33 protein-coding genes are annotated in these 25,885 nt (G+C 54.1%); 19 read left to right on the top strand and 14 right to left on the bottom strand.

The window, feature by feature from the left end; all coding sequences use genetic code 11:
- Positions 1 to 70: 70 nt before the first annotated feature.
- The 3 genes from pmbA (at position 71) to Q0796_RS05455 (ending at position 2,528) form a co-directional block, all read left to right on the top strand.
- Positions 71 to 1,408, top strand: a complete 1,338-nt coding sequence (gene pmbA / locus Q0796_RS05465) for a metalloprotease PmbA (protein WP_298440940.1) — start codon at positions 71 to 73, stop codon at positions 1,406 to 1,408.
- 108 nt (positions 1,409 to 1,516) lie between these two features.
- The gene (locus Q0796_RS05460) at positions 1,517 to 2,029 is read left to right on the top strand and encodes a hypothetical protein (RefSeq protein WP_298440939.1); all 513 of its coding nucleotides are present in this window, start codon (positions 1,517 to 1,519) and stop codon (positions 2,027 to 2,029) included.
- Between the two features lie 19 nt (positions 2,030 to 2,048).
- Entirely contained in the window at positions 2,049 to 2,528 is a 480-nt protein-coding gene (locus Q0796_RS05455; RefSeq protein WP_298440938.1) for a DM13 domain-containing protein, read from the top strand.
- On the opposite strand, the gene Q0796_RS05450 is transcribed toward Q0796_RS05455, so the two are convergent.
- The 11 genes from Q0796_RS05450 to Q0796_RS05400 are packed head-to-tail and all read right to left on the bottom strand — an operon-like array spanning position 2,503 to position 10,183.
- Positions 2,503 to 2,781, bottom strand: coding sequence for an HPr family phosphocarrier protein (locus tag Q0796_RS05450; protein ID WP_298440936.1), 279 nt, complete (start codon positions 2,779 to 2,781; stop codon positions 2,503 to 2,505). The two genes, Q0796_RS05455 and Q0796_RS05450, sit on opposite strands and share 26 nt — an antisense overlap.
- Entirely contained in the window at positions 2,774 to 3,625 is an 852-nt protein-coding gene (rapZ, locus tag Q0796_RS05445) for an RNase adapter RapZ (RefSeq protein ID WP_298440935.1), read from the bottom strand. Before rapZ ends, Q0796_RS05450 begins: the two co-directional genes overlap by 8 nt.
- Complete coding sequence (gene ptsN / locus Q0796_RS05440; protein ID WP_298440934.1) at positions 3,622 to 4,068, bottom strand: PTS IIA-like nitrogen regulatory protein PtsN; 447 nt, start codon at positions 4,066 to 4,068, stop codon at positions 3,622 to 3,624. Before ptsN ends, rapZ begins: the two co-directional genes overlap by 4 nt.
- A complete protein-coding gene (hpf, locus tag Q0796_RS05435; protein ID WP_298440932.1) occupies positions 4,068 to 4,355 on the bottom strand; it encodes a ribosome hibernation promoting factor in 288 nt (95 codons plus the stop codon). Before hpf ends, ptsN begins: the two co-directional genes overlap by 1 nt.
- A gap of 22 nt (positions 4,356 to 4,377) precedes the next feature.
- Positions 4,378 to 5,856 carry an RNA polymerase factor sigma-54 gene (locus Q0796_RS05430; RefSeq protein ID WP_298440930.1) on the bottom strand — a complete coding sequence of 493 codons (1,479 nt, stop codon included), beginning with the start codon at positions 5,854 to 5,856 and terminating at the stop codon, positions 4,378 to 4,380.
- A 41-nt stretch (positions 5,857 to 5,897) separates the two neighbouring features.
- Complete coding sequence (lptB, locus tag Q0796_RS05425; RefSeq protein ID WP_298440928.1) at positions 5,898 to 6,629, bottom strand: LPS export ABC transporter ATP-binding protein; 732 nt, start codon at positions 6,627 to 6,629, stop codon at positions 5,898 to 5,900.
- Positions 6,626 to 7,150 (bottom strand): lipopolysaccharide transport periplasmic protein LptA, encoded by a 525-nt coding sequence (lptA, locus tag Q0796_RS05420; protein WP_298440926.1) that lies wholly within the window; start codon positions 7,148 to 7,150, stop codon positions 6,626 to 6,628. The genes lptB and lptA overlap by 4 nt, the downstream gene beginning before the upstream one ends.
- The gene (gene lptC, locus Q0796_RS05415) at positions 7,137 to 7,688 is read right to left on the bottom strand and encodes an LPS export ABC transporter periplasmic protein LptC (RefSeq protein ID WP_298440924.1); all 552 of its coding nucleotides are present in this window, start codon (positions 7,686 to 7,688) and stop codon (positions 7,137 to 7,139) included. The genes lptA and lptC overlap by 14 nt, the downstream gene beginning before the upstream one ends.
- Positions 7,685 to 8,239, bottom strand: coding sequence for a 3-deoxy-manno-octulosonate-8-phosphatase KdsC (gene kdsC, locus Q0796_RS05410; RefSeq protein WP_298440922.1), 555 nt, complete (start codon positions 8,237 to 8,239; stop codon positions 7,685 to 7,687). The genes lptC and kdsC overlap by 4 nt, the downstream gene beginning before the upstream one ends.
- Complete coding sequence (locus Q0796_RS05405) at positions 8,240 to 9,214, bottom strand: KpsF/GutQ family sugar-phosphate isomerase (RefSeq protein ID WP_298440920.1); 975 nt, start codon at positions 9,212 to 9,214, stop codon at positions 8,240 to 8,242.
- Between the two features lie 9 nt (positions 9,215 to 9,223).
- On the bottom strand, positions 9,224 to 10,183 hold the full coding sequence (locus tag Q0796_RS05400; protein WP_298440918.1) for a calcium/sodium antiporter: 960 nt from the start codon (positions 10,181 to 10,183) through the stop codon (positions 9,224 to 9,226).
- Positions 10,184 to 10,333: 150 nt separating this feature from the next.
- On the opposite strand from Q0796_RS05400, the gene Q0796_RS05395 reads away from it, so the two are divergent.
- Genes Q0796_RS05395 through murA form a run of 7 tightly spaced genes read left to right on the top strand, consistent with a single transcriptional unit; the run spans position 10,334 to position 14,893 of the window.
- Complete coding sequence (locus Q0796_RS05395) at positions 10,334 to 11,149, top strand: ATP-binding cassette domain-containing protein (RefSeq protein ID WP_298440916.1); 816 nt, start codon at positions 10,334 to 10,336, stop codon at positions 11,147 to 11,149.
- Complete coding sequence (mlaE, locus tag Q0796_RS05390) at positions 11,149 to 11,925, top strand: lipid asymmetry maintenance ABC transporter permease subunit MlaE (protein ID WP_298440914.1); 777 nt, start codon at positions 11,149 to 11,151, stop codon at positions 11,923 to 11,925. The genes Q0796_RS05395 and mlaE overlap by 1 nt, the downstream gene beginning before the upstream one ends.
- Position 11,926: 1 nt before the next feature.
- Positions 11,927 to 12,397 (top strand): outer membrane lipid asymmetry maintenance protein MlaD, encoded by a 471-nt coding sequence (gene mlaD / locus Q0796_RS05385; protein ID WP_298440913.1) that lies wholly within the window; start codon positions 11,927 to 11,929, stop codon positions 12,395 to 12,397.
- Between the two features lie 4 nt (positions 12,398 to 12,401).
- The gene (locus Q0796_RS05380) at positions 12,402 to 13,034 is read left to right on the top strand and encodes an ABC transporter substrate-binding protein (protein ID WP_298440911.1); all 633 of its coding nucleotides are present in this window, start codon (positions 12,402 to 12,404) and stop codon (positions 13,032 to 13,034) included.
- On the top strand, positions 13,031 to 13,339 hold the full coding sequence (locus tag Q0796_RS05375; RefSeq protein ID WP_298440909.1) for an STAS domain-containing protein: 309 nt from the start codon (positions 13,031 to 13,033) through the stop codon (positions 13,337 to 13,339). Before Q0796_RS05380 ends, Q0796_RS05375 begins: the two co-directional genes overlap by 4 nt.
- A gap of 22 nt (positions 13,340 to 13,361) precedes the next feature.
- Entirely contained in the window at positions 13,362 to 13,610 is a 249-nt protein-coding gene (locus tag Q0796_RS05370) for a BolA family protein (protein WP_298440907.1), read from the top strand.
- Positions 13,611 to 13,633: 23 nt separating this feature from the next.
- Positions 13,634 to 14,893, top strand: coding sequence for a UDP-N-acetylglucosamine 1-carboxyvinyltransferase (murA, locus tag Q0796_RS05365; protein ID WP_298440905.1), 1,260 nt, complete (start codon positions 13,634 to 13,636; stop codon positions 14,891 to 14,893).
- 89 nt (positions 14,894 to 14,982) lie between these two features.
- Here the strand turns inward: murA and degS are convergent, their stop codons facing one another.
- The 3 genes from degS to Q0796_RS05350 all read right to left on the bottom strand — a co-directional run bounded on the left by degS (position 14,983) and on the right by Q0796_RS05350 (position 18,105).
- Positions 14,983 to 16,050 carry an outer membrane-stress sensor serine endopeptidase DegS gene (gene degS / locus Q0796_RS05360; protein WP_298440904.1) on the bottom strand — a complete coding sequence of 356 codons (1,068 nt, stop codon included), beginning with the start codon at positions 16,048 to 16,050 and terminating at the stop codon, positions 14,983 to 14,985.
- Positions 16,051 to 16,154: 104 nt separating this feature from the next.
- The gene (locus Q0796_RS05355; RefSeq protein WP_298440902.1) at positions 16,155 to 17,528 is read right to left on the bottom strand and encodes a DegQ family serine endoprotease; all 1,374 of its coding nucleotides are present in this window, start codon (positions 17,526 to 17,528) and stop codon (positions 16,155 to 16,157) included.
- Positions 17,529 to 17,724: 196 nt separating this feature from the next.
- Positions 17,725 to 18,105, bottom strand: coding sequence for a DUF1043 family protein (locus tag Q0796_RS05350; protein ID WP_298440900.1), 381 nt, complete (start codon positions 18,103 to 18,105; stop codon positions 17,725 to 17,727).
- Between the two features lie 216 nt (positions 18,106 to 18,321).
- Between Q0796_RS05350 and zapE the strand changes: the two genes are divergently transcribed.
- The 9 genes from zapE to Q0796_RS05305 all read left to right on the top strand — a co-directional run bounded on the left by zapE (position 18,322) and on the right by Q0796_RS05305 (position 25,251).
- On the top strand, positions 18,322 to 19,428 hold the full coding sequence (gene zapE / locus Q0796_RS05345) for a cell division protein ZapE (RefSeq protein ID WP_298440898.1): 1,107 nt from the start codon (positions 18,322 to 18,324) through the stop codon (positions 19,426 to 19,428).
- Positions 19,429 to 19,645: 217 nt separating this feature from the next.
- Positions 19,646 to 20,074, top strand: a complete 429-nt coding sequence (gene rplM / locus Q0796_RS05340) for a 50S ribosomal protein L13 (protein ID WP_298440896.1) — start codon at positions 19,646 to 19,648, stop codon at positions 20,072 to 20,074.
- Between the two features lie 6 nt (positions 20,075 to 20,080).
- Entirely contained in the window at positions 20,081 to 20,473 is a 393-nt protein-coding gene (rpsI, locus tag Q0796_RS05335) for a 30S ribosomal protein S9 (RefSeq protein ID WP_298440893.1), read from the top strand.
- 308 nt (positions 20,474 to 20,781) lie between these two features.
- Positions 20,782 to 21,372 carry a ubiquinol-cytochrome c reductase iron-sulfur subunit gene (petA, locus tag Q0796_RS05330; protein ID WP_298440891.1) on the top strand — a complete coding sequence of 197 codons (591 nt, stop codon included), beginning with the start codon at positions 20,782 to 20,784 and terminating at the stop codon, positions 21,370 to 21,372.
- A gap of 1 nt (position 21,373) precedes the next feature.
- Positions 21,374 to 22,585: a cytochrome bc complex cytochrome b subunit gene (locus Q0796_RS05325; protein WP_298440889.1), complete on the top strand. Its 1,212-nt coding sequence runs from the start codon at positions 21,374 to 21,376 to the stop codon at positions 22,583 to 22,585.
- Complete coding sequence (locus Q0796_RS05320) at positions 22,585 to 23,280, top strand: cytochrome c1 (RefSeq protein WP_298440888.1); 696 nt, start codon at positions 22,585 to 22,587, stop codon at positions 23,278 to 23,280. The genes Q0796_RS05325 and Q0796_RS05320 overlap by 1 nt, the downstream gene beginning before the upstream one ends.
- Positions 23,281 to 23,377: 97 nt before the next feature.
- Complete coding sequence (gene sspA / locus Q0796_RS05315) at positions 23,378 to 24,007, top strand: stringent starvation protein SspA (protein WP_298440886.1); 630 nt, start codon at positions 23,378 to 23,380, stop codon at positions 24,005 to 24,007.
- Positions 24,004 to 24,411, top strand: coding sequence for a ClpXP protease specificity-enhancing factor (locus tag Q0796_RS05310; protein WP_298440884.1), 408 nt, complete (start codon positions 24,004 to 24,006; stop codon positions 24,409 to 24,411). Before sspA ends, Q0796_RS05310 begins: the two co-directional genes overlap by 4 nt.
- 411 nt (positions 24,412 to 24,822) lie before the next feature.
- Positions 24,823 to 25,251 carry an autonomous glycyl radical cofactor GrcA gene (locus Q0796_RS05305; RefSeq protein WP_298440882.1) on the top strand — a complete coding sequence of 143 codons (429 nt, stop codon included), beginning with the start codon at positions 24,823 to 24,825 and terminating at the stop codon, positions 25,249 to 25,251.
- Positions 25,252 to 25,885 lie beyond the last annotated feature (634 nt).

Raw genomic sequence — 25,885 nt, 5'->3', positions numbered from 1 at the left:
GCTGGCTGTGGGTTCTGCACAGCCACTTTGCTATGCTGTGGTTTTGATAATTATTCAGAGCAACCCCCTGATGAGTGAGCGTTTAGCGCTGCAACGCGCAGAGTTGGAGCAGGCCGTAGGTCGTGCATTGGAAGTGGCCGCTGGCTTGGGGCTTGATGGCGCCGAAGTGGCGGTACAAAAACAGCAGGGGTTGTCCGTTTCAACCCGCTTGGGCGAAGTTGAAACCGTTGAATTTAATAAAGATGGCGCCTTAGGGATCTCGGTATACCGCGATGGCTGCAAAGGCAATGCCTCAACCTCGGATCTGTCCGACGACGCCATTCGCGCTGCGGTAAAGGCAGCAGCCACCATTGCGGGCCAAACCAGCGCCGATCAATACAACGGCTTGGCGGAAGCGAGCCAAATGGCAACGGATCTGGCGGATCTGGATCTCTACCACCCCCACGACATTGATCCCCAACAAGCGGTCGCGCTGGCGGCGCGCGCAGAAAAAGCCGCAATGGCGGCAGACTCGCGCATTGTTAACTCCGATGGCGCCACCATCAACAGCCATGAAAGCGTTAAAGTTTACGGCAACAGCCACGGCTTTATCGGCAGCGGTTGCAGTTCGCGCCATAGCCTCTCTTGTGTCGCCATTGGCCAAGATGCCCAGGGGATGGAACGGGATTACGACTACAGTGTGGCGCGTAACTTTAGCGATCTGCTTAGCCCTGAAGTGGTGGGCCGCCAAGCCGGTTTGGAAACCGCCGCCCGTTTGGGTGCCCGTAAAGTGGATACCTGTCAGGTGCCGGTGCTGTTCAGTGCGGCGCAATCGGTGGGGCTGATTGGCCACCTGATTGGTGCCATCAGTGGGGCCAGCTTGTATCGCAACGCCAGCTTCTTAAAAGACGCCATCGGCCAACAGCTGTTCCCGCAATGGTTGAACATCCATGAAGATCCGCACCGCCGTGGTGCGTTGGCCTCGGCGATGTTCGATGGCGAAGGGGTGGCCACCCAAGCGCGTAACATCATCACCGACGGAGTGCTTGATACCTACCTGCTGACCGCGTATTCCGCCCGCCGTTTAGGCATGGCCAACACCGGCCACGCTGGGGGGATCTACAACTGGGAGCTGAGCCGCAATGGCGGCGATCTCAGTGCGATGCTAAAACAGTTGGGTACTGGCCTCTACGTGACCGAGATGATGGGCCAAGGGGTTAACGGTGTGACCGGTGATTATTCCCGTGGGGCGGCAGGTTTCTGGGTTGAAAATGGCGAGATCCAATTCCCAGTACATGAGATCACCATTGCCGGTAATTTGAAAGAGATGTACCGCAACATGGTGGCGATGGGCAGCGATGTGGACCCACGCCACTCGCTAGCGGCCGGCCCCATTTTGCTGGAATCGATGATGGTGGCAGGCAACTAAGTTGCCTCTGCGCTTTGTTATCGCCGCTGTTGTATGCGCGAGGGCGACAGCGCGGTGAATGGCCATAGGGACACATAAGCTGAAGCTTGGGCTAAGGGGGCGAACGACGTGAGCAGGTGCAAACTGAGTAAGCCGTTGTTGCTGTTGATGGCAACAACCTTAGCGGGCTGTGAGTTAGCCAATCCGAAACCCAGCGCCAGTTTGGCGCACTACCAGCTTGAAGGGCACGCAGTGCGCTTGGTGGTGGGGCAACAGCAGCGCGTTGGCAGCGACACCATTAAGCTGTTGCAGCAGCAACAGGCGGATCTGGATGGCGACGGTGTGCCAGAACGGATCGGTGTGTTGACCTTAACCGGCGGCGGCAGCGGTTACTTTTACTATGTGGCGGCCAGCCGCTGGCAGCACAATCAGTGGCGCAGCGCCGGTACTCTGTTTCTTGGTGATCGCATTCGCTTTGAGCGGTTACAGCTGATTGACAGCGTCAACGGCGCCTTAGGGGCGGTGCAGTTAAGCTATTGGCACCGTGGCCCCGAGCAGCCGATGGCTGCCCCCGCGCGGTTGCGGGTTGAACAACAATTCCAGCTTGCACCCGAGCAACCATTGGCAGCGATGCCCAAATGACCCCAGAGGGAACCCATCAATGAAAACACTGCTGTTGTGGTTAAGCCATGGACTGACGCTGTTGCTCGGCATCGGCCTTGGGATCTACCTGCTGCCTTTGTTGACGGCTGCCCCCGCGCCTACGGCGACAGTGATGCAAGCGTTGCAGCAGCCCTTAGCGCAGGCGCAGTTTGACCGGGATCGGCGCGACAGCGACTGGCTGCATTGGGGCGAGGGCAAATTGCTGATAGGCAACAACGGCATTGGCTTTGAGGGGGAGTTGGCGCCGGGGCCCGATTACTGGTTGTATCTGTCGCCGCAGTTTGTTGAAACCGAGCAGCAGTTCAATCAGTTGAAGCCACAGATGGTGGCGATTGGGATGGTAAGGGGGTTTGACGGTTTCTATCTGCCACTGGATCCCAACATCGATTTAAGCCGTTATCATGCGGCGGTGATCTGGTGTGAGTCCTTTGGCCAGTTCATTACTTCGGGGCTTATTCTGCCTCATCAAAACGACTAGCAAACAGCTCGCAAATCGCGTCTAACGCCGCCTGAGCATCAGGCCCTTGGCTGCACACGGTTATGTCGCGGCCTTGGCACCCTTGCAACATCAGCAACCCCAAAATGCTGTCGGCACTGGCGCTTTGCTCGTTCAGATGCAATGTGATGCTGGCATCAAAGGTGGTGGCCAGTTGGGCTAAGCGGGTGGCTGCACGGGCGTGCAGCCCCAGCTTGTTGATCACCGCGACTTGGCGGCATAAGCCATTATCCATGTTGCTGCAGCTCGCGGTGGCGCACCGACACCCCATCGCGGTGCTGACTAAAGCGGGCACTCAGCTGCTCGGCAATGTAGACGCTGCGGTGTTTGCCGCCGGTACAGCCAATGGCCACGGTTAGGTAAGCGCGGTTGTTGCGTTCCAGCATCGGCAGCCAGTTAAGAATGAACCGTTCGGTGCCATCGATAAAGCGGGTAACGCTGTCGTGCTGCAAGAAAAAGTCGGCCACAGGCTTTTCTAGGCCGGTGTAGGCGCGCAGCTCTGGCTCCCAATGGGGGTTCGGTAAGAACCGCACATCAAACATGTAATCGGCTTGCTTGGGCATGCCGTGTTTAAAGCCAAAGGATTCAAACACCACCATCATCTCGTCTTGGGTTTGCCCCAACAGACGGCTACGCACTTGGTCGGCCAGATCGTACACCGACAAGTTGTCGGTCATGATGTGGTGATCCGCATCCTGCGCCAGTGGGCTCAGCAGTTCCCGTTCTTGCTTGATGGCGTTGGCCAACGGCAGGCCACCCCGAGACAACGGGTGCAAGCGGCGGGTTTCGCTGTAGCGTCGCATCAGGCTGTCGTCTTTGGCGTCGAGGAAGTAGATCTGTGCGTCGATGCCCGCGGGGATGCGCTTACGCAGCTCGCCCAGATCCAGTTGTTCCTGCGGCAGGTTACGGATGTCGAGACTGACCGCGACCGCTTCATGCTGGCCTTCGAGGCTTTGCAGCAGTTGCAGCAGCAGTGCCATCGGCAGGTTATCAACGCAGTAGTAGCCGAGATCTTCTAACACACGTAACGCGACGGTTTTGCCGGCGCCGGAGCGGCCGGATAAGATCACTAACTTCACTGAGTCACCAATTGGTAGAGGTGGTGGTTGTCGGCGGCTTTGCGCATGGCGCGGCACAGCTCTTTTTGGCTGAGTTTACCGGCCACACCGGCTAAGACCGCGAGAAATTCTTGGTGCTGTTCTTCTGGTACAAACAGGGCAAACAACAGATCCACCGGTTGCTGATCGATGGCGTCAAATTCAATCGGTTTTTCGCATTTAAGGAGTACGGCCACCGGCTTTTTAATGCGGCTTAGGCGGCCGTGAGGCAGCGCGATCCCTTTGCCGATCCCGGTACTGCCCATCTTTTCTCGCGCCATTAAACTTTCAAATAGCTCGTGTCGGGGCAGTTCCGGGCATTGTTCGGCAGCCAGATCGCTGATCATTTCCAATGCCCGCTTTTTACTTAACTCCGGCTCGACGCAACGGGTACGTTCGGGCGCTAGTAATTCGGTGATTTCCATCAGTGCCTGGAAATTTTCTCTTTATGTTTAATGACTTGGCGATCGAGCTTGTCGATTAGGCCATCGATGGCGGCGTACATGTTGTCGTGTTCATGTTGGGCGAACACTTCACCGCCGTTCAGATTGAGTTTTGCTTCGGCAATCTGCTGTAATTTTTGCACTTCCAAAATAACATGCACGTTATTGATGTGGTCGAAATGGCGTTCGAGTCGTTCGAACTTTTCGTGCACATACTCCTTTAACGCGTCAGTAATGTCGACATGGTGTCCGGTTAGATTGATCTGCATAGCTTACCTCCGTGGGTGCGCGTTACAGCATCTTGCGCTGGTTTGAGGGTGGAATGGACAAAGCTTCCCGGTATTTGGCTACGGTACGTCGTGCCACCTGAATGCCTTGCTCCGCAAGGATCTGGGCCATCTTACTGTCGCTAAGAGGTTTCTTCGGGTTTTCTGCGGCCACTAACTTTTTGATCAACGCCCGGATGGCGGTGGACGATGCCTCGCCGCCGCTGTCGGTGTTAACGTGGCTGGAGAAGAAGTACTTCAGTTCGAAGATCCCTCTTGGGGTGTGCAGGTATTTTTGGGTGGTAACCCGAGAGATGGTGGATTCGTGCATTTCGACCACCTCGGCGACGTCGTTGAGCACCATCGGCTTCATCGCTTCGTCGCCATACTCTAAAAAGCCCTGTTGAAACTGAACAATGCAATTGGTCACTTTCATCAGTGTGTCGTTGCGGCTTTCTAGGCTTTTAATAAACCATTTGGCTTCTTGCAGGTGGCCTCGAATGAATTGGCCATCGCTGCTGTTGCGGCTGCCATTGCTGAGCGCCGCGTACTGCTGGTTAATGCGGATCTTGGGCATTGCGCTGGGGTTCAGCTCAACGATCCAGCGCCCCTGCTTTTTACTGACCGATACGTCGGGTACCACGTATTCGTTCGGGGCTGCGGCGATTTGGCCGCCGGGTCTTGGATTTAAGGTCTGGATCAGGGTCATAGTCGCCTTCAACTCATCTTCACTGAGTCTAGTGCGCCGCAGCAAAGTGCGAAAGTCGCGAGTGGCGAGCAGATCCATATGTTCGGCCAACAAGGCGATGGCGTTGTCGCGCCAAGGCTCGTCGTCATCCAGTTGCAGTAACTGAATTTTCAGGCATTCCGGCAGATCGGTACTGACGCAGCCAACGGGGTCAAACTGCTGTACGCGTTTCCGTACGGCTTCCACTTCATCCAGTTCGACGTCATCGCGGCCAAGGGCGGTTAAGACGTCTTCCACTTGAATGGTGAGATAACCGTATTCGTCGATGGCATCAATCAAGGTGGTGGCGATGGCGCGATCGGTGTCGGACATCGGCGTGAGCTCCATCTGCCACAGCAGGTGGCTTTGCAGATCGTCACTGGTTTCGCCTTGGTAGAGGCTGTCGTCGTCACCGCCACCAATCGGGCCGGCTGGGGCGGCAGGGGCGGCGCTGTAAACGTCATCCCAGGTGCTGTCCAGCGGCAAGTCGTCGCCCATGTCGGTTTGGGTGAGCGCGTCGCTGGTTTCTATCTGGGCTTGTTCTTGCGGTTCATTGCCATCGACATCGCTGCTGTGATCATTGCTGTCGCTGCGGACCTCGCCGTCGCTGTTGCCAAACTCCTCTTCTGCTTGTTCCAGCAGGGGGTTGGCATCCAACGCTTCTTGGATCTCTTGCTGCAGATCTAAGGTCGAGAGTTGCAGCAACCGAATGGCCTGCTGCAACTGCGGCGTCATGGTGAGCTGCTGTCCGAGTTTGAGCTGAAGCGAGGTTTTCATTTAATGCCCTAATCCTTAGTACTGCCCGAGAAAAGGGGGCATTAAAGTTTGAACTGATCACCCAGGTAAACCGACCGCACGAGCTGGTCGTTCAGCACCTCCTCCGGTGCCCCTTGGGCGATCATTTCGCCATGGCTGACGATGTAGGCGTATTCGCACACATCCAGAGTTTCGCGCACATTGTGGTCGGTGATCAAGACACCAAGGCCACGCTGCTTCAGATGTTGGATGATCTTCTTGATGTCGATAACCGAAATGGGGTCAACCCCGGCAAAAGGCTCATCAAGCAGAATAAATTGTGGTTCAGCCGCCAGAGCGCGAGCAATTTCCACTCGGCGTCGTTCGCCACCGGACAGCGCCATACCGAGGCTGTCACGGATGTGGGTGATGTTGAACTCTTCCAACAGCTGTTCCAATTTTTCAATCCGTTGTTCTTTGCTGAGTTCCTTACGGATCTCCAGCACGGCCATCAGATTTTCATAGACGGTCAGCTTTCGAAAGATAGACGATTCTTGCGGCAGGTAGCCGATCCCTTTGCGGGCGCGGCTGTGCATTGGCAGCAAGGTGATCTCTTCGTTGTTGATCAAAATACGGCCTTGATCATTCTGCACCAAGCCCACCACCATGTAGAAGGTGGTGGTTTTGCCGGCGCCATTGGGGCCAAGCAAGCCAACAATCTGGCCGGTTTCCACTTTCAAGCCAACGTTCTTGACCACTTGGCGGCCGTTGTAGCTTTTGGCCAGCTGTTGCGCTTCTAGCACGGTTGGGGTCATGGGGTTGGCTCGCTGTTTTCTGGCTGTGGTTCGGGCTCTTTCGGGGCCGGCAGGAAAATGGTGGTGATCTGCTCTTCTTCGCTGCCTTGGGCACTGAGTTGCTGTCGCTCGGCGTTGTAGCTGATGCGATCGCCTTTCACTAAGCTGCCTTCTTGGCTCATTTGGGCGTCGCCAATCAGGATCAATTCACGGCTTGAGACTTGATAGCGGATCTCTTTGGCCTGCGCTTGTGCCAGCAGGCCATTATCCATCATCTGCTGATAGGTTGCGGGATTGCCGGTGGCGATAAACACTTGTTTGGCTTGATCGTCGCTGGCCATCAAGGTGAGCTTATCGGCATTGATGCGCAGGCTGCCTTGGGTCACCACTACGTTGTTGATGTAGCTGAGGCTGCGGCTTTGCAGATCGCCTTCAGAGCGATCGGCGGCCACGGTAACCGGCTGCAGGAAATCGTTTTCGACGGCGTGGGCCTGGGGCATGAACAGCGCCAGGGCCAGTAAAAGCGAGTTACTGAACTTCATAAGAGGCACTTACCTTTTGTTTCAGTGTGATTTGATTGAGATGGAGATCGGCATACAGGCCGATGGCGCTCATCTCGAAACTGTCTCCAAACGCTTGCAGTGCTTTGTCTGTGGTCATCACCATGGTAGTGAGATCCAATTCAAGCTGCTCGGTATGGATGGTATTTATGGGTTTGTTGGGTTCGATCGCCTCCACCACCACGTTGTGGCTAAGGCTAAGATAGCGGTTGTCACGCAGCTGCCCAGCGTTGGCTTGCACCTTCCAAACGGTGCTGCCATCGTCGGGGTACACCAAGTAAACCGGCTGTTCAAATTCGGTGAGTTGCTGCTGCTGGTAGTGCAACATGGTGTCTGCGGCGATCTCGGCATTTAAGCGGCCGTTGGCATCATAAGAGCGAGTCTTCATGGCGCGGGCGACGAAGTCAGGTACCAGCTCGCTGGTGGTGACCGTGGTTGGGGTTTCGATGGCCAGGTTGCGCAGATACAACCCTCCAGCCATGGCCAACAACAGTAATCCCGCCAGTAACTCTCGCTTCATACTGATAAGCCTTTGGCGTCCATCAGTTTGCCTTGGGCTTGCAGCAGTAGATCGCACAGTTCACGTACGGCCCCAAAGCCGCCATTTAAGCTGGTGCGGTAGTGGGCTTGTGGCAGCAGGGCTGGGTGGGCGTCGTGTACGGCGACCGCCAGAGCCACTTGCTGCATGACCGGCAGATCCACCAGATCATCGCCGATGTAGGCGCATTGCTCCGCTTCTAGCCCCAGTTCGCTGCGGATCCGTTCATAGGCGCTGAGCTTATCTTCACAGCCTTGTACGATGTGCTTCACCCCAAGGTTGCTCATGCGTTGCTGCACAATGGCCGAGCTGCGACCGGTGATCACCGCCACATCAATGCCGGCGTGCTGCAGCGCTTTAACGCCGAACCCATCGCGGGTGTGGAATGCTTTGAGCTCTTCGCCGTTGTTGCCCATGTAGATCCGGCCATCGGAAAACACGCCATCAACGTCGCAGATCAGCAGTTTGATGGCGCTGGCGCGCTCAATTACGTTCGCCGCGACTGGGCCGTACAAGGTAACGATAGGTTCCATTTATAGAACTCCTGCTTTGAGCATATCCATCATGTTGAGGGCGCCGGTAGGGCGGTGGTGCGCGTCGACACTGACCAAACCGTTGATGTTGTTATCTTCCATCAGTTTGAGTGCCTGTGCGGCTAATAAGTTGCAATCGACGGTGATCGGATCTTTGGTCATTACGGTGCCGATGCTGGTGCTGTGAATGTCTACCCGCGCGTCCAGCACTCGGCGCAGATCGCCATCGGTAAACAGGCCGACCAAGGCGCCGCGGTTATCCACAACGGCGGTCATGCCCAGACCTTTCGCCGAGATCTCCAGCAGCGCTTCGCTGATGGTGACCTGCTGGTTAACCATGGGTAAACGTTCATCTTGATGCATTAAGTCGGCCACTTTCAACAACAACCGTCGGCCCAAGGCGCCGCCTGGGTGCGATAATGCGAAGTCGTTGGCGGTGAAATCCCGAGCTTGCAGCAGGGCAACAGCAAGGGCGTCGCCCATGACCAAAGTGGCCGTGGTGGAAGAGGTGGGTGCCAGCCCTAATGGGCAGGCTTCCTCTTCAATGGCGATGCACAGGTGGTGCTGGGCTAAGGTGGCCAGATTGGATTGTGGCTTGCCGGTCATGGCGATGATCGACAGCCCCAAACGCTTGAGTACCGGCATCAGGGTTAGGATCTCGTGGGCTTCGCCGGAATTCGAGATAACAATAACCACGTCTTGTTTGCCCAGCATGCCTAAGTCGCCGTGGCTGGCTTCGCCGGGGTGAACAAAGAACGCAGGGGTGCCGGTGCTGGCGAGAGTCGCAGCAATCTTATTGCCGATGTGGCCGGATTTCCCCATGCCCATCACAATTACTTTGCCTTTGCAGGCGAGAATGGTTTCGCAGGCGGCTTCAAACTGATCGTCAATGTAACGATTCACGTGTTCAATCGCCTTTGCTTCAATCTCTACCACTTGGCGTCCCCATTGACGCCACTGCATCGATACAGACATGTCAGTGCCTTATGCCGTTTGTTGGAACAGGATGATTTGGTATGCCACGAAACAGAGCAGCAGCAGTGCTCCTTCAACTCGGCCGATGGTTTTGTTGCGCTTTAATAAGAGTATCAGCAGCGGTGCGAGGCTGGTAGCCAACATAATAAAGAAGTCGCGACCGGCGGCGGCCGGATCAATGGCGCCAGGTGCGATCATGGTTGGGATGGCCAACACCGCTAAAATGTTGAATAAGTTCGAGCCGACCACATTGCCAATCACTAAGTCGTCTTCGCCTTTGGCCAAGCCTGCAACGCAGGCGGCCAGCTCTGGCAAGCTGGTGCCAACGGCGATGATGGTCAGGCCAATCACCAGATCCGATAAGCCATAGAATTTGGCGATGCCAACGGCGTTATCCACCATCAGATCGGCCGATAACGGCAGCACCACCATGCCCACCATCAACCATAAAATGGCTTTCGGCATCGGCACATTGCTGGGCACTTCGTCTTCACTGGCTTGCGCCAATTGGTCGTCGCGATTTTGGAAGGCGTTATAGATCAAAAAGCCCATTACCGCGATAAAGCCCAGCGCCAACAGCATGCCGTCGGTGCGGGAGAGTTCGAGATCGTGCAGCAAGTAGCCGGCCAATACGGTGGCCAGCACCATCATTGGCATCTCTTTGACTAAGGTTGAAGAACCCACCAGCAGCGGCTTGAGCAGCGCTGAGATCCCCAAAATGAGGGTGATGTTGGCGATGTTAGAGCCAATGACGTTACCAACGGCGGTGTCGAGTTTGCCTTCCATCGCTGCGCTGGCGGCGACCATCGCTTCGGGGGCAGAGGAGCCCATAGAGACAATGGTCAGGCCGATGATCATCGGTGCTAGACCCAAATTGCGCGCCACTGCGGCGGCACCGAATACAAATCGGTCGGCGCTCCAAACCAGCAGTGCCAAGCCAACGAGCAGGAATAATAGGTGTGAAATCATCGGGATCATGGGCAAAAATTAATGGCGCGCATTGTCGCCCGATCAGAAACAAATTGAAAGAGTTGAGACATTGTTAAGCCTAGGGTACAGCCGTAAACTAGCGGGGTTAAATGGAATCAATGGAGATTGGTGGGTTAACCACCAAAATGTATGCCAGAAAATCAGCAGCAAACACTGCCCGGATTGATTGAAGTGAAAGGGTTGCATTTCAGTCGCGGTGAGCGACAGATTTTTACCGATCTGAATTTGCTCATTCCCCGAGGCAAGACCACCGCCATCATGGGCCCCAGTGGTATTGGTAAAACCACTTTATTAAAGCTGATTGGCGGCCAATTGCAGCCCAGCCAAGGTCAGGTGTTGTTTGATGGCCAAGATGTGCATGGATTAACGCGGCCGCAGTTGTATCAGCTCCGCCGGCGGATGAGCATGTTGTTTCAATCCGGTGCCCTGTTCACCGACATGTCGGTGTACGACAACGTGGCGTTTCCACTGCGCCAACATACTCAGTTAGCGGAACCTTTAATTCGCCGCTTAGTCCTAATGAAATTGGAAGCGGTGGGATTGCGTGGCGCCGCGACGTTGATGCCCAGCGAACTCTCCGGAGGCATGCAGCGCCGAGCGGCGTTGGCGCGGGCCATCGCCTTGGAGCCGGATCTGGTGATGTACGACGAACCCTTTGCCGGCCAAGATCCGATCTCTATGGGCGTGGTGGTTAAGCTGATCCGCGAGCTTGGCAGTGCGCTGAAGCTGACCTCGGTGGTGGTGTCCCACGACGTGGACGAAGTGCTGAGCATTGCGGATCAGGTTTACGTGATCGCCGAAGGCAAAGTGATTGGGGCGGGTACGCCGGATCAGATCCGCCAACTTGACAGCGCGCAGCTGCAACAATTTTTGGATGGCGCACCGGATGGTCCGGTGCGCTTTCATTTTCCCGCCAATCACTACATGGAGGCGTTGTTAAGTTAATGGAAGCGATTGCGCAACTGGGCCGCGGCGGCATGAACTGGTTGGCTCGACTCGGCCAATCTGGGTTGATGCTGTTTGGTGCCTTGGTGGCTAAGCCGCAGCCACGGCAAATGGCCCCACTGCTGGTAAAACAGCTGTATCAGGTTGGGGTGTTATCGCTGCTGATCATTGTGGTGTCGGGGCTGTTCATCGGCATGGTGTTGGCGCTGCAGGGCTACATCATCTTGGTGGATTTTGGCACCGAAGACAGCTTGGGGCCGATGGTGGCCTTATCGTTGCTGCGGGAATTAGGGCCGGTGGTTACGGCGCTGCTGTTTGCTGGCCGAGCCGGCTCTGCCGTGGCCGCGGAGATCGGCCTAATGAAAGCCACCGAACAGCTGGCGTCGCTAGAGATGATGGCGGTGGATCCGTTGCGGCGGATCGTCGCCCCCCGATTCTGGGCTGGGATCATCGCCATGCCATTGCTCACCTTTATGTTCTGTGCCGTTGGGATTTGGGGTGGACACCTGGTTGGGGTGGAATGGAAAGGCATTGATGCGGGGGCGTTTTGGTCCATTTTGAACGCCAGTGTTGAATGGCAACAGGATCTGGTTAATTGCGCCATCAAGGCGTTGGTATTTGCCTTTGTGGTGATGTGGATAGCGTTATTCAAAGGGTATAGCGCCATCCCCACTGCAGAAGGGATCAGTAAAGCCACCACCGAAACCGTGGTGCACGGCTCATTAGCGGTATTGGCATTGGATTTTTTGCTTACCGCATGGATGTTTGGGAACTAGGATGAACTCCAGAAAGACAGAATTGGCCGTTGGCGGCTTTATTTTGGCAGGGCTTATCGCCTTTGCCGTATTGGTTATTAAGGTGGCGGACATCGATCCGCGCCAAAACGGTCAGCATTATCAGCTCACTGCGTTCTTCGACAACATTGGCGGCCTGAAAGTGCGCGCGCCGGTGAAAGTGGGCGGAGTGGTGATTGGCCGCGTGGCTGCGGTTGAATTGGATCAGGTAGAGTTAGTGCCCAAAGTCACCATGAACATTAACGCCCAATACGATCAATTTGCCGACACCAGTAGCCTTTCTATTCTTACCTCAGGGCTATTGGGCGAGCAATACATCGGGCTAACCCCCGGTTTTATCATGGATGAGGCGGCCTATCTGGCCGATGGCGATGTGGTGGAAGACACCCGCAGCGCGATGGTACTTGAAGAATTAATTGGCCAGTTCTTATACAGCGCTGGCGAAGGAGAATAACGTCATGATAAAGCAGTTAGTACAGGGGTTATTATTAACCGCCGTGTTGTTGGCTCCGGCCCTGGCCACCATCGATCAAACCGAGCCCTACGCCATGGTTGAGCAAGTGGCGACCGAATTGCTGACCGATTACACCGCGCAGCGCAGTGCCATTGAACAAGACCCAACGATCTTGCGTCAGTTAGTGGAAACCGAACTGATGCCTTACGTAAACCACACCTACGCCGCCTACAAAGTGATGGGCAAAGCGGTGCGGAAAGCGACGCCGGCGCAGCGACAAAGGTTCACGGAGCAGTTTCGGCAGTATATGATTAGCACCTTCGCGCAAACCTTCACGGTTTATACCGATCAACGCATCAGCTACGAACCCGCCAAAGCGGTAGGTAAGCGTGGCATTGTGAACGTTGGTATGACCTTCATCGATGGCAATCGGCCACCGGTAGAAGTGAAGTTTAAGATGCGCCTGAACAAAAAATCAGGCAAGTGGCAGGCGATCGATCTGATTGCCGAAGGTGCCAGCATCTTAGCGGCCAAAGAGAGCGAATTTGGTGGCCTGATCCGGCAACAAGGGTTAGACGCAGTGAGCGATCTGCTGGCTGAGAAAAACCGTATCGCGATGCAGCCAGAGCAATCATGAGCCTCACCATAAACTGGCAACCCCCACAGCTGCAGTTGCAGGGTGATCTCACCACCGATGAGGTTACCCGTCACTGGCCCGTGCCGCAGGCATGGCTGACCGTACCGGTGCTGACACTGGATTTAAGCCAGTTAGCGCAGATCGACAGCGCGGGCTTAGCGTGGTTATTAGAATTGGAATCGTTGCAACGTCGCGCTAACGGTACGCTTGAGTGGCACCATTGCCCCGAACGGCTACAGCAACTGATGACGTTGTACGACTTGAGCTTGAAGCAACAACGCTTAGAAGCCAAAAATAACGCTTAGAAGCAAAACTTAGGAGTTAGCGATGGAGCTCAACGAAATCGAGCAACGCCTCAATGAGGCATTGCAGTTGGCTGAATTAAAAGTCAGCGCAGAAGGGACTCACTACAAAATCGTTGCCATTGGTGACAGCTTTGATGGCTTGTCGAAAATGAAACGCCAGCAAGCGATCTATGCGCCGTTAATGGACAAGATCACCGACGGCACGCTGCACGCCCTCACCATCAAGGCGTTTACGCCAGCAGAATGGCAGCGCGAGAAACTCTTTAACTAGCCACAACAGTTGGCGGAGTCCCAGTGGATAAATTGCAAGTTCGGGCCGCAGGCCCATTAGCCGGTGATGTGACTATCTCCGGCGCCAAAAATGCCGCATTGCCGATCTTAATGGCGGCGGTGTTGGCGCAAGACACCATGACCTTACGCAACGTTCCGGCGCTGCGTGACGTTAACACCACCATCGAGCTGCTACGCCAGTTAGGTGCAGAGGTGAGCGATCTAAAGGATGGCATGCTGACCATCAACCCAGCCACCATCAACAACTATGTGGCCGCTTATGACTTGGTGAAAACCATGCGGGCCTCGATCATGTTGCTGGGGCCATTGGCGGCCAAGTATGGTCACGCCGACGTGTCTTTGCCCGGTGGCTGTGCCATTGGCGCACGCCCAGTAAACCTGCACATCCATGGCCTGCAGGCGATGGGTGCTGAGGTCGTAGTAGAAGAAGGCTACATTAAGGCACGTGTGAACGGCCGCCTTAAGGGCGCCACCATCCTGATGGATGTGGTTTCGGTTACGGGTACTGAAAACTTGATGGCAGCGGCTGCGCTGGCTGACGGGGTGACCTTAATCGAGAACGCTGCCCGCGAACCGGAGGTGATCGATCTGGCTGAATGCTTGAACGCCATGGGCGCCAAGATCAGCGGTGCGGGCACCGATGTGATCCGCATTGAAGGCGTAGAGCGCCTGCAAGGTGCTGAACACAGCGTGATGCCAGATCGCATTGAAACCGGCACCTACTTGGTTGCGGCTGCGGCCACCCGCGGCAAAGTGCGCTGTTTGAATGCGGCACCGAAGACCCTCGAACCGGTATTGTTGAAGTTGGAAGAAGCTGGCGCGGTGATTGAACGTGGTGATGACTGGGTAAGCCTAGACATGCACGGTCAGCAGCCAAAGCCAGTGTCGATTAAGACCGCTCCCCACCCGGCGTTCCCAACCGACATGCAAGCGCAGTTCTGCACCATGAACGCCTTGGCCAGTGGCAGCGCTACGGTGACGGAAACCATCTTTGAAAACCGCTTTATGCACGTGCCTGAACTGCAGCGCATGGGCGCTAAGATGGAGCAAGAGGGTCATACCTGCATCATCGAAGGGCGCGATGGCCTGCAAGGCGCGCAAGTGATGGCAACGGATCTGCGTGCTTCTGCCTGTTTGGTTATCGCTGGTTTAGTGGCCAGCGGCACCACCGTGGTGGATCGCATTTATCACTTGGATCGCGGCTACGAACAGATTGAAACCAAGCTGGCTGGGCTTGGCGGCAACGTGGTTCGATTGAAATAATTCGCAGGCCTTAGGGCTAAGCAATCAAAAAAGGAGAAGCCTCGGCTTCTCCTTTTTTATGGGTAACTTTTAAGATGTGTCGCCAACGTTTATTGGCGCTCTTCTGGCATGGGTGGTCGCTCTTCGATGGTGACCGGCACATTGTAACGATTGCCTTGGCGGATCAGGATGATGTTCACCTCGGTGCCGGGCGGGGTTTCGGCAATGGTGTCCATCAGCATGTCGATGCCGACGATGGACTCGCCGTTAATAGACAGCAGCACATCGTAAGGGCGCAGGCCAGCTTTGCCTGCGGGGCCCTGTGGGTCAATTTCGGTTACCGCCATGCCCATTGGCTCCGGCAAGCGCAGCTGACGGGCAATGGTTTGAGTCACCGGCGTACCCGTTAAGCCTAAGTGGCCGCGGATCACCCGTCCATCGCGGATCAACTTATCCATGATGGTGTAGGCCAGCTCAATTGGAATGGCGAAATTGAGGCCAACCCCGGCTTCACCTAACTGTTGATAGTTGGCGGTGTTTACCCCAACCAGACGGCCGTCAGCGTCCACTAAGGCGCCGCCGGAATTGCCTTGGTTAATGGCCGCATCGGTTTGGATGAAATCCTGAAAATTTGAACTTAAGCCTGTCCGGCCGGTAGCGCTGATGATCCCTTGGGTAATGGTTTGCCCCAAGTTGTAGGGGTTGCCGATGGCCAGCACCACATCCCCGACACGGGATTGGCGTTCGAGATCCAGTGGGATCACTGGCAGTGGGGCGATGCTGACTTTCAGTACCGCCAGATCGGTGTAGGGATCGGAACCAATCAATTGGGCGTCAGACACTCGACCATCTTGCAGTGCGATAAAGATCTGATCCGCTTCGCGCACCACGTGGTAGTTGGTGAGGATGTAGCCGTCGTTGCGCATGATGATGCCGCTGCCGAGCCCTTGGGGCAGCAGCTGGCTGAAGTTGTTTTTTGCTTGGCGATGAGAGTAGACATTAACCACGGCGGGCGCTGCGCGGCGCACCGCATGGGCAAAGCTGCTGCGTTCAACTTGACTGATGCTGTTATCCAGCTTGGGCAGGTAGCTGCGTAAATTGGGGTTTAACGCCACAATAAAGAGCGCGAGCAACAAACCGGCCATAATCGGTTTCAGCAGATATCGCAAAAAAGCCATCAATTATTCTCACAGTGGATTTCGTTAGCGATCCTAACGGCTGAGTTGGTGTGGATACAACAGTAAAAAGGCGGCACTAGGCCGCCTAATTTCGATGGGGGCAATTAACGCATGATCACCATCAGTTGGTTACCGTCACGACGCACGGTAGCCGCAAAGGCACCATCGTAGTTGTTCAGCACTTCACGCAGTTGGGCAAGATCCTTAATGGCCACCCGCTGGCGGTTCATTAAACTCACGCTGATCACCACATCGCCCTCTTGCAACCCTTGTTGCGCCGCACGAGAACGCTCAGCTAATTCCGTGATCTTCACGCCACGAACACCGTCTTCATTCACCGAAGACAATTTCGCGCCTTCGAGTGCCGGGTGGATGATCGCCGCTTGCACATTTTCACCTGGGGCTTCATTCAAGGTCACTTTCACGGTGCGAGTGTCGCCGTCACGGATCAACTTCAGTTTCACTTTTGCGCCGGCACCCATGGTGGCAATTTTGGCGCGCAGTTCTTGGAAGGTACGGATCTTCTTGCCGTTTAAGGCAGTAATAATGTCACCGGCTTGCAATCCGGCATCGTCAGCGGCGGAATCGCTCACCACTTGGCTGATGTAGGCGCCGTGTTTGGTGTTCAGCCCAAACAGCTTGGCGGTTTCGCTGGTGAGTTCGCCCCCAATGATCCCCAACACACCGCGGCGTACTTCGCCAAACTCTAAGATCTGATCGGTGAGGTTTTGCACCATGTTCACGGGTATCGCAAAACCGATGCCGACGTTGCCGCCGCCGGGAGCAATGATGGCGGTGTTAATGCCGATAAGCTCGCCGTTTAAGTTGATTAAGGCACCACCGGAGTTGCCGGAGTTAATGGCGGCGTCGGTTTGAATAAAGTCTTGGTAGCCTTCGTTATCTAACCCACGAGAGAGCGCGCTGACGATCCCAGAGGTAACGGTTTGCCCTAGGCCAAACGGGTTACCAATGGCGACGGTGAAATCGCCCACTTTCAGTTGATCAGAATCGGCTAAGGTGACGGCCGTCAGCTTCTTAGCATCGATTTTAATTACAGCCACGTCGGTGGCGGGATCCGAGCCAATCAGTTCCGCTTCAAATTCACGGCCATCGCTTAGATTGATTAAGATCTTGTCGGCGTTCTCAATCACATGGTGGTTAGTGATGATGTGGCCTTTAGCCGCATCCACAATGACCCCAGAGCCTAAGCTGCGAAAAGGGCGGCTGCGCTCGCCACCACGGGGGCCATTGGGGCCAAAGAAGTAGCGAAACTGTTCCGGCAGACTGCTGCGAGCGGTTTGGGTGCCCTCAACGGACACGGACACCACCGCGGGTGAGATCTGCTCCACCATCGGAGCCAGGCTTGGCAGCGCTTCACCATCAACGGCGGCAGGCCATGCGGCCAGTGTGGGGGCAGGCAGGGCGGCTAAGCTGGCACACAAAATAGCAGCGGAGAGTAATGGGGTGGATTTGTTCATGCGGATTCAATCTCCTACTTACACAACTGGATTGTCTTCGTTAATTAGCAGACTTCTTAGTCGCGCCAAAGTTCCTTTGATTCCCCAATCATATTAGTCAGTTGTTTTGCAGTGCGAGTGAACCGTTTTGCCAAGACACAAAAAAGCAGCGCCCCGAATGGGTAGCGCTGCTTCTTGGTTTGCAGTGGTTGCGCCGTTATTGGTTCGCCACTTTGCTGGTTTGATTGATGATGCCGTGTGAGCCCTGGACGTAGTCGTTTGGCGGTAACGAGGTAACGTTGCTGATCTCTTCTTGTTCCGGCTCCGCTTCAACGGGGGCTTCACTGGTCAACTCTTGGGCCGACTCTTGCCATAGGCGCTGGGCCTTATCCATTTCGCCACGTAGGGCCGCCATTTGGCTTTTGGATCGTTCGAAGTAATCGGCGATGCCTTGATGCTGTTGCTCTAGCTCAAAGCGCGCCTGAGCTAACTCTTGCTCAAGCTTATCTTGGTTGCCTTTGTGCTGATTACGCTTGCCGACCAAGTAGCCTAAGCCTAATCCAACCAATAAACATACGATCGCTAATGCCCAATTCATAACGTCTCCTTTGTAATTCTGCGTAAACCCATCTGCAACAGCACTGCTGTATCAACGCGGTAAAAGGCGGCGTTAGCGCCAATATATCGTGCAAATGGGCGACATGATACACTCGCTTAACGCAATTATAGGGAATCTGTAACCCTTGAAAGTTGCGCTTTATCAGAACTTTCAATATTGACCTTAGAGTCAATTGCATGGCCGATGGATTGGATGATGGCGACCCCCAAGGAATTATATTTGCAGGATCTGGCGCGGCCAGAGTTTCAACACGATCCGGCCCAAGCCGCCGCCGTAGAACAATTGCAGCGGCTGTATCAACAGTTTGTTGAGCGGCCTAGCGTTAGCGCTGAACGCCGCTGGTGGCAAAAGTGGTGGCAGCAGCCAGAACAAGCCACGGCACCACAGGGGCTCTATTTTTGGGGCGGGGTGGGGCGCGGTAAAACCTACCTAGTTGATACTTTTTTCCAGTGCCTGCCCACCGAACGCAAGCTACGGGTGCATTTTCACCGGATGATGCAGCGCGTCCACCAAGAGTTGAACGATCTAAAAGGCCAACAGGATCCATTGGTGATTGTGGCGGAGCGCTTAGCGGCAGAAGCGGAGATCATCTGCTTTGATGAATTCTTTGTTTCGGACATTACCGACGCCATGCTGCTGGCGGGCTTACTGGAGCATCTTTTTGCTCGTGGGGTGGTGCTGGTTGCAACCTCGAATATTCCCCCGCAATTGCTTTATCGCAATGGTCTGCAACGGCAGCGGTTTATGCCGGCGATTGAATTGATTGAAACCCATTGTGATGTGTTCGAACTCGACAGTGGCGTTGACTACCGACTGCGTACCCTAGAGCAGGCTGAGATCTACCATTACCCACTGGATGCTGCCGCCAACGCCAACTTACAGCGCTACTTTACCCAGCTCGGCCACGATGAGGCTCAGCCGGAAAGCAGCATCGAGATCTTAGGGCGGCACATCGACATCATTCGCGAAGGCGAAGGGGTATTGATGGTCGACTTTAATGCTCTCTGCAATGGCCCACGTGGCCAAGCCGACTACATTGAGCTCGCGCGGCTGTACCATACGGTGCTTGTGCGTGATGTGCGCTGCATGGGGCAGGCTCACAGTGGCGATGATGTGGGGCGACGGTTTATTGCTATGGTGGATGAATTCTACGAACGCAACGTGAAATTGATTGTGTCCGCCGAAGTGGCGCTGGATGACCTATATAGTGGTGGCCAGTTGGCGTTCGAGTTTAAGCGTTGCCAAAGCCGCCTAACCGAGATGCAGAGTCACGATTACCTCGCCAAGCCGCATCTGCCGTAATTAATGCGCGCTTAAGGGATATATTGGGTAAAAAAGCAGGTGATTTTTACACCGTACTCCCTTATAATTCGCGCCCTGCCCACGTTACGGTAGAACGCCTAGCGTTCAAAACCAGCGTCTTGTCCCGCTCGAAGGGGTGGGTGGAAGACCACTAAAGGTTGTTCGACTCCCCCGAGTTGAGCGAAATTTGTAACATATAAATTGGGTTTTTAATCTAATGAAAACTTTTACTGCTAAGCCAGAGTCCGTACAACGCGACTGGTTTATCATTGATGCCGAGGGTAAAACCTTGGGTCGTATGGCTACCGAAGTAGCTCGTCGTCTGCGCGGTAAGCACAAGCCGGAGTATACTCCGCACGTTGATACCGGTGATTACATTGTGATCATCAACGCTGACAAAGTTACCGTTACCGGTAACAAAGCCAACGACAAGATGTACTACAGCCACTCTGGCTACCCAGGTGGTATTAAAGAAATCAACTTCGCTGATCTGCAGGCTCGCAAGCCTGAAATGATCATCGAAAAAGCCGTAAAGGGCATGCTGCCAAAAGGTCCTCTGGGTCGCGCCATGTTCCGTAAGCTGAAAGTGTACGCTGGTGCTGAGCACAAGCATGCTGCACAGCAGCCACAGGTTCTGGACATCTAAGGGGATATGCAAATGACTCAATACTACGGTACTGGCCGCCGCAAGACCTCCACTGCTCGTGTTTTCATCAAGCAGGGTTCTGGCGAGATCACAGTAAACAAGCGCACTCTGGAGCAATTCTTTGGCCGCGAAACTGCCCGCATGGTAGTTCGTCAGCCTCTGGAATTGGTTGAGATGATGGGCAAGTTAGACATCTACGTAACCGTTTCTGGCGGTGGTATCACTGGTCAATCCGGTGCTATCCGTCACGGTATCACTCGCGCTCTGATGCAGTACGACGAATCACTTCGTCCTACTCTGCGCGAAGCTGGTTTTGTTACCCGTGATGCACGTGAAGTTGAACGTAAGAAAGTCGGCCTGCGTAAAGCACGTCGTAAGCCACAGTTCTCCAAGCGTTAATTCGCAAAGAGACTTTGGTCTTCAGAAAAACCCAGCCAATGGCTGGGTTTTTTTATGTCTGTAATTCGACCTTGGTGGAACCAAATCACTACGCATTTTTATGTTGCTGCCATTTTCCTTACCTACCGCTAACATTCCCGAAAAAACCCTTGTGATTTAGCTCTGTAATGACGTTCGAGGTGTGAACTGAGTCGCCTTTTATATATAATGAGCCCGCCCCCGCCCTCGGAAACAAACGGAATTGGGCATGTGAGCCGAATCAGCTTCTGAGGCATAAGAAAAGCAAACCCTTTTGGGAGAATATGTAGATGAGCAAGGCGCCTGTCGATACTGGACGTCGCAGATTCCTGACTTTAACTACCGCAGTGGTAGGTGGAGTCGGCGCGGTCGCTGCTGCGGTTCCTTTTGTTAAGTCATGGAACCCAAGCGCTAAGGCAAAAGCTGCCGGTGCACCAGTAGAAGTAAACATTGGTAAAGTTGAACCCGGTCAACTGTTGCGCGTGGAATGGCGTGGCAAACCGGTATGGATCGTTCGCCGCACCCCAGAAGTGCTGCAACAGTTAACTCAGTTGGATGACAAACTGCGCGATCCGCAGTCAGAAGAGCCGCAACAACCGGCCTACGCCACCAACCCCACCCGTTCAATCAAAGAAGAGTTCTTCATTGCCGTTGGCTTATGTACTCACTTAGGTTGTTCACCAACATACCTGCCAGATTCCTTTGAGCAGCAAGTTGAAGGCGTACAATCGGGCTTTTTCTGCCCATGTCACGGTTCCAAGTTCGACATGGCTGGCCGCGTATTCCAAGGCGTACCTGCGCCGCTGAACCTAGTGGTGCCACCGCACCAGTACACCAGCGATAACAGTGTCCTGATCGGTGTCGATGAGGGAGTGGCGTAATATGAATAAGCTGATTGATTGGATCGACGCACGGATCCCAATGACCGCCACCTACAACAAGCACGTAGGTGAATACCCAGCGCCGAAAAACTTTAACTTCTGGTACTTCTTCGGCTCGCTAGCGATGTTAGTGCTAGTAAACCAGATCCTAACCGGGATCTGGCTGACCATGAACTACGTACCAACCTCGGAAGGCGCATTCGCCTCGATCGAGTACATCATGCGTGATGTGGAATACGGTTGGTTACTGCGTTACATGCACTCCACGGGTGCCTCGGCATTCTTCGTGGTGATCTACATGCACATGTTCCGTGGCATGATCTACGGCTCTTACCAAAAGCCGCGAGAACTGCTGTGGCTGTTCGGTATGCTGATCTTCTTGGTGTTGATGGCCGAAGCCTTTATGGGCTACTTGCTGCCATGGGGCCAAATGTCCTATTGGGGCGCGCAGGTGATCATCTCCTTGTTCGGTGCCATCCCAGTGATTGGTGATGACCTGACCTTGTGGATCCGTGGTGATTACGTGGTATCAGGCGCTACCCTGAACCGCTTCTTTGCCCTGCACGTGATTGCCCTGCCATTGGTGCTGGTTGTGTTGGTGTTCCTGCACATTGTTGCTTTGCACGAAGTGGGTTCAAACAACCCAGACGGCATCGAAGTTAAAAAGAACAAAGATGAGAACGGTTGGCCGAAAGACGCCATTCCTTTCCACCCTTACTACACCGTGAAAGACATTGTCGGTGTGGCTGGTTTCCTTATCTTCTTCTGCTACGTCATCTTCTTTATGCCAGAAGGCGGTGGTTACTTCCTCGAAGCGCCAAACTTTGAAGCCGCTAACCCAATGAAGACCCCAGAGCACATTGCGCCGGTATGGTACTTCACTCCGTTCTACGCCATTTTACGTGCGGTTCCAGACAAACTGTTGGGCGTAATTGGTATGGGCGCAGCGATTGTGGTGCTGTTCTTCTTACCGTGGTTGGATCGTTGCAAAGTGAAATCAGTACGCTACCGCAGCATGATCCACAAGCTCAACATTGCCCAATTTGTGGTGTGTTTTGTGGCCTTGGGTGTGTTGGGTGCATTGCCTGCAGGTGAACTTGAAACTCTGCTGGCACGGATCTTCTCTCTCGGTTACTTCGGTTTCTTCCTGGCGCTGTTTATTTACAGCAAAAACGAAGCAACTAAACCGCTACCAGAACGGGTGACAGGCTAATGAAGAAGTTAATTATTACACTGTTGGCCTGCCTGCCTACCTTAGTGCTGGCTGCAGGCGGTCACAATCCGCATGTGGTGCCGGCGAATGTCGACCTGCATAACCAAGCATCACTGCAAAGTGGCGCGAAAGCGTTCATGGAAAATTGCATGGGGTGTCACTCCACTCAGTACCAACGCTATGAGCGCGTGGCGACGGATCTTGGGATCAGCATCGATGACATGAACGCCATGATCAAAACCGACGCTAAGGTGGGAGAGCTAATGGTTAGCTCAATGCCACCGAAGCAGGCGGCCAAATGGTTTGGTACCGCCCCACCGGATCTTACTTTGGTGGCACGGGTGCGTGGCAGTGACTGGCTGTATTCATACCTCACCTCGTTCTACCAAGATGATTCACGCCCATTTGGCGTAAATAACTTGGTGTTCCCATCGGTAGGTATGCCGCACGTATTGGAGCGCTTCCAAGGCAAACCGGTGCTGCAGGACGACGGTTCTATTGTGGCTACAGGCGGCACCATGAGCGATGCCGAGTATAAGCAGATGGCGTTGGACTTAACCAACTTCCTAACTTACTCAGCAGAGCCAATCCGCACCACCCGTGAATCAATGGGGGTCTGGGTACTGGCATTTTTAGCGGTTTTCTTCGTTATTGCCTACCTGCTTAAGCGTGAATATTGGCGAGATGTACACTAATAGCCAATAACAGGTTACAATCTGTCGCTTGGGTAAGTGGGGGCTTATGCCCCCACTTACTATTTCAGTGATAAAAAATTCTTCTCGGAGGGTATCAATGGCTGTCGCTGCCAACAAACGCTCTGTCATGGCCCTGTATTCCGGTGCCAGCGATCTGTATAGCCACCAAGTCCGCATTGTTCTTGCGGAAAAAGGTGTTGGTGTTGAAGTACTGCAAGTGGATCCAAACCAGTTGCCGCAAGATCTGGCGGAACTGAATCCGTACAACAGCGTACCAACGCTGGTTGATCGCGAATTGGTGTTGTACAACGCGCGCATCATCATGGAGTACTTGGATGAGCGTTTTCCTCATCCGCCATTGATGCCTGTTTACCCGGTATCCCGTGGTCAAAGTCGTTTGATGATGCATCGCATCGAAAATGACTGGTACACCTTGGTTGGCCGTATCGAACGTGGTGAAAAAGCCGATGCCGCTCGTAAAGAGTTGGCAGAAAGCATTTTGGCATTGGGTCCAATCTTTGCTGAATCCGCCTACTTCATGAGTGAAGAGTTCACCCTGGTTGATTGCTACTTGGCTCCATTGTTCTGGCGTTTACCGTCGTTGAACATCGAGTTGAATGGCCGTGGTTCTGCTGAAGTTAAAGCTTACATGACTCGCATTTTCGAACGCGAATCATTTAAAGCCTCGTTAACCGAAGCTGAACGTGAGCTGCGAATCGGCGCATGAGTGCCAACGTAACGCCAACTCGTCCGTACCTGTTGCGGGGATTTTATGAGTGGATGCTGGACAACGAATTAACTCCGCACTTGGTGGTTAACGCCAACTTGCCAGGAGTGCAGGTGCCAACCCAATTTGTCGAAGATGGACAAATTGTATTGAACTTGGCCCCCCACGCCGTAGGCAACCTACAGCTAGGTAATGACGTTGTGCAATTCAATGCTCGTTTTGGTGGTAAGCCGCACGCGTTGTCGGTACCCCTAGCAGCAATTGATGCCATCTATGCTCGTGAAAATGGTGCAGGCACTGCCTTTGCACCAGAGGAAGCCTACGACATCATCGAGGAAGAGGAGGTTGAGCCTGCGCCGCCGCCTCGTCCAAGCGGGCGCCCAAGCCTGAAGGTGATCAAGTAATCAAAAAGCCGTCTGTTTAGGCGGCTTTTTTGTGCATCCGATTCGCCACCTCATTAAGCTGCTCCTCGAAGCGCCACGCCGTCATCTTTTTCTACTTTTCGCTTTGTTGGTTCAGCGCTTGCCATGTAATGGCTTCATGGCACTCCCACCCTGCACTCAGTAAAACCTTCATCTGTTTTGATTGGCATCAAAGTGTGCTCAGAGATTGGCTGAAACAATATCTTGTCGCTGCGGCATGAAGCAGTGCAGCATGACGCGATTCGGCCGAAGGGCAGTTCGGATGAGCGACATTGCTTAAAGCATTATTTTTTGTCGCTGTTCATATAACCCTGCAAAAGGTAGGGTTAGTGACATAGATCACATGCAGGCGATTTCTTCTGCAGACTAACTTAACTAAGAAACGAGGCAATTATGATTCAAGGTATTCAAATCACTAAAACCACTAACGCTGACCTGCTGAACTCCATCTGGATGATCGATGAAGCGAACAACCAAGCACGCTGCTTAGCTGCTGCTTCTGGTTACGAGGCCGATCAAGTGGTTGCTCTGGCTGAGCTTGGCGAGTACGAATCTCGTACCGTTAACATCCAAGGGGCAGAGCCTGTACGTGAAGGTGGCCAACACCTGAACGTAAACGTACTGAACCGCGAGACCTTGGTTCGCATCATGGAAGCGCGTGAGCGCGTAGAAGCTGGCGACGCCAGCAACGACGATCTGGAAGTGATCTCTGATAACGCTCAGCTGACCATCCGTGTATCCGGCTACGCAGTACGCTTCAATGCGTTGACTCTGGAACAGCAGAAGGACGTAATTACTCGTACCTTCACTCAGTCGCTGTAATGACTGAGTAAACCAGCGCCACCAAAAACGGGTCACCTATATAGGTGGCCCGTTTTGCGTTTAGGCGCTGCCCGTTTTTGGGTGCAACTACAGAGGCAGATTTACAGCTCTATAGAGGCCACAGAGCTACCATGCACTGCCAGATAAAGTTCAGCGCCACAATCAACGGCAGCACCGGCGACATCAAAATCTCTATTGGCATGGGAACCGGCGATAATAGGCGCCCCATTTTATCGACGTCAGCAACGATTGATGACGGATCAGATCCCACCTCAAGCAATCGTTTTAGGCTGATTTGGGGTAATTCTGTGGATAACCTTGTGGAAATGCAGGTATTGGCTGTGTCTTTAAGCAGACAGTCAATAAAACCCAAATTAGCGCTTGTCAGAACGAAACCGCTCCCTATAATGCGCATCTGTCGACGGGGCACAGCGGCTTACTGAGTAAGGCACTGAGCAACGAACAGACAGCTCGGAAAGCCTTTAAAAATAAGGGTTGACGGGAAAAGAGGAAAGCGTATTATACGCACCTCGCTTCGGCAACGAAGCAACGCTCGCAAGAGCCGCTCTTTAACAATTTATCAGACAATCTGTGTGGGCACTCACGTGGAATAGAGAAATCATCATTTCTCAAT

Source organism: uncultured Ferrimonas sp. (assembly GCF_947489035.1).
Lineage (GTDB): Bacteria > Pseudomonadota > Gammaproteobacteria > Enterobacterales > Shewanellaceae > Ferrimonas.
The sequence above is the reverse complement of the archived record's forward strand: the minus strand, read 5'-3'. Positions and strand labels throughout refer to the sequence as shown.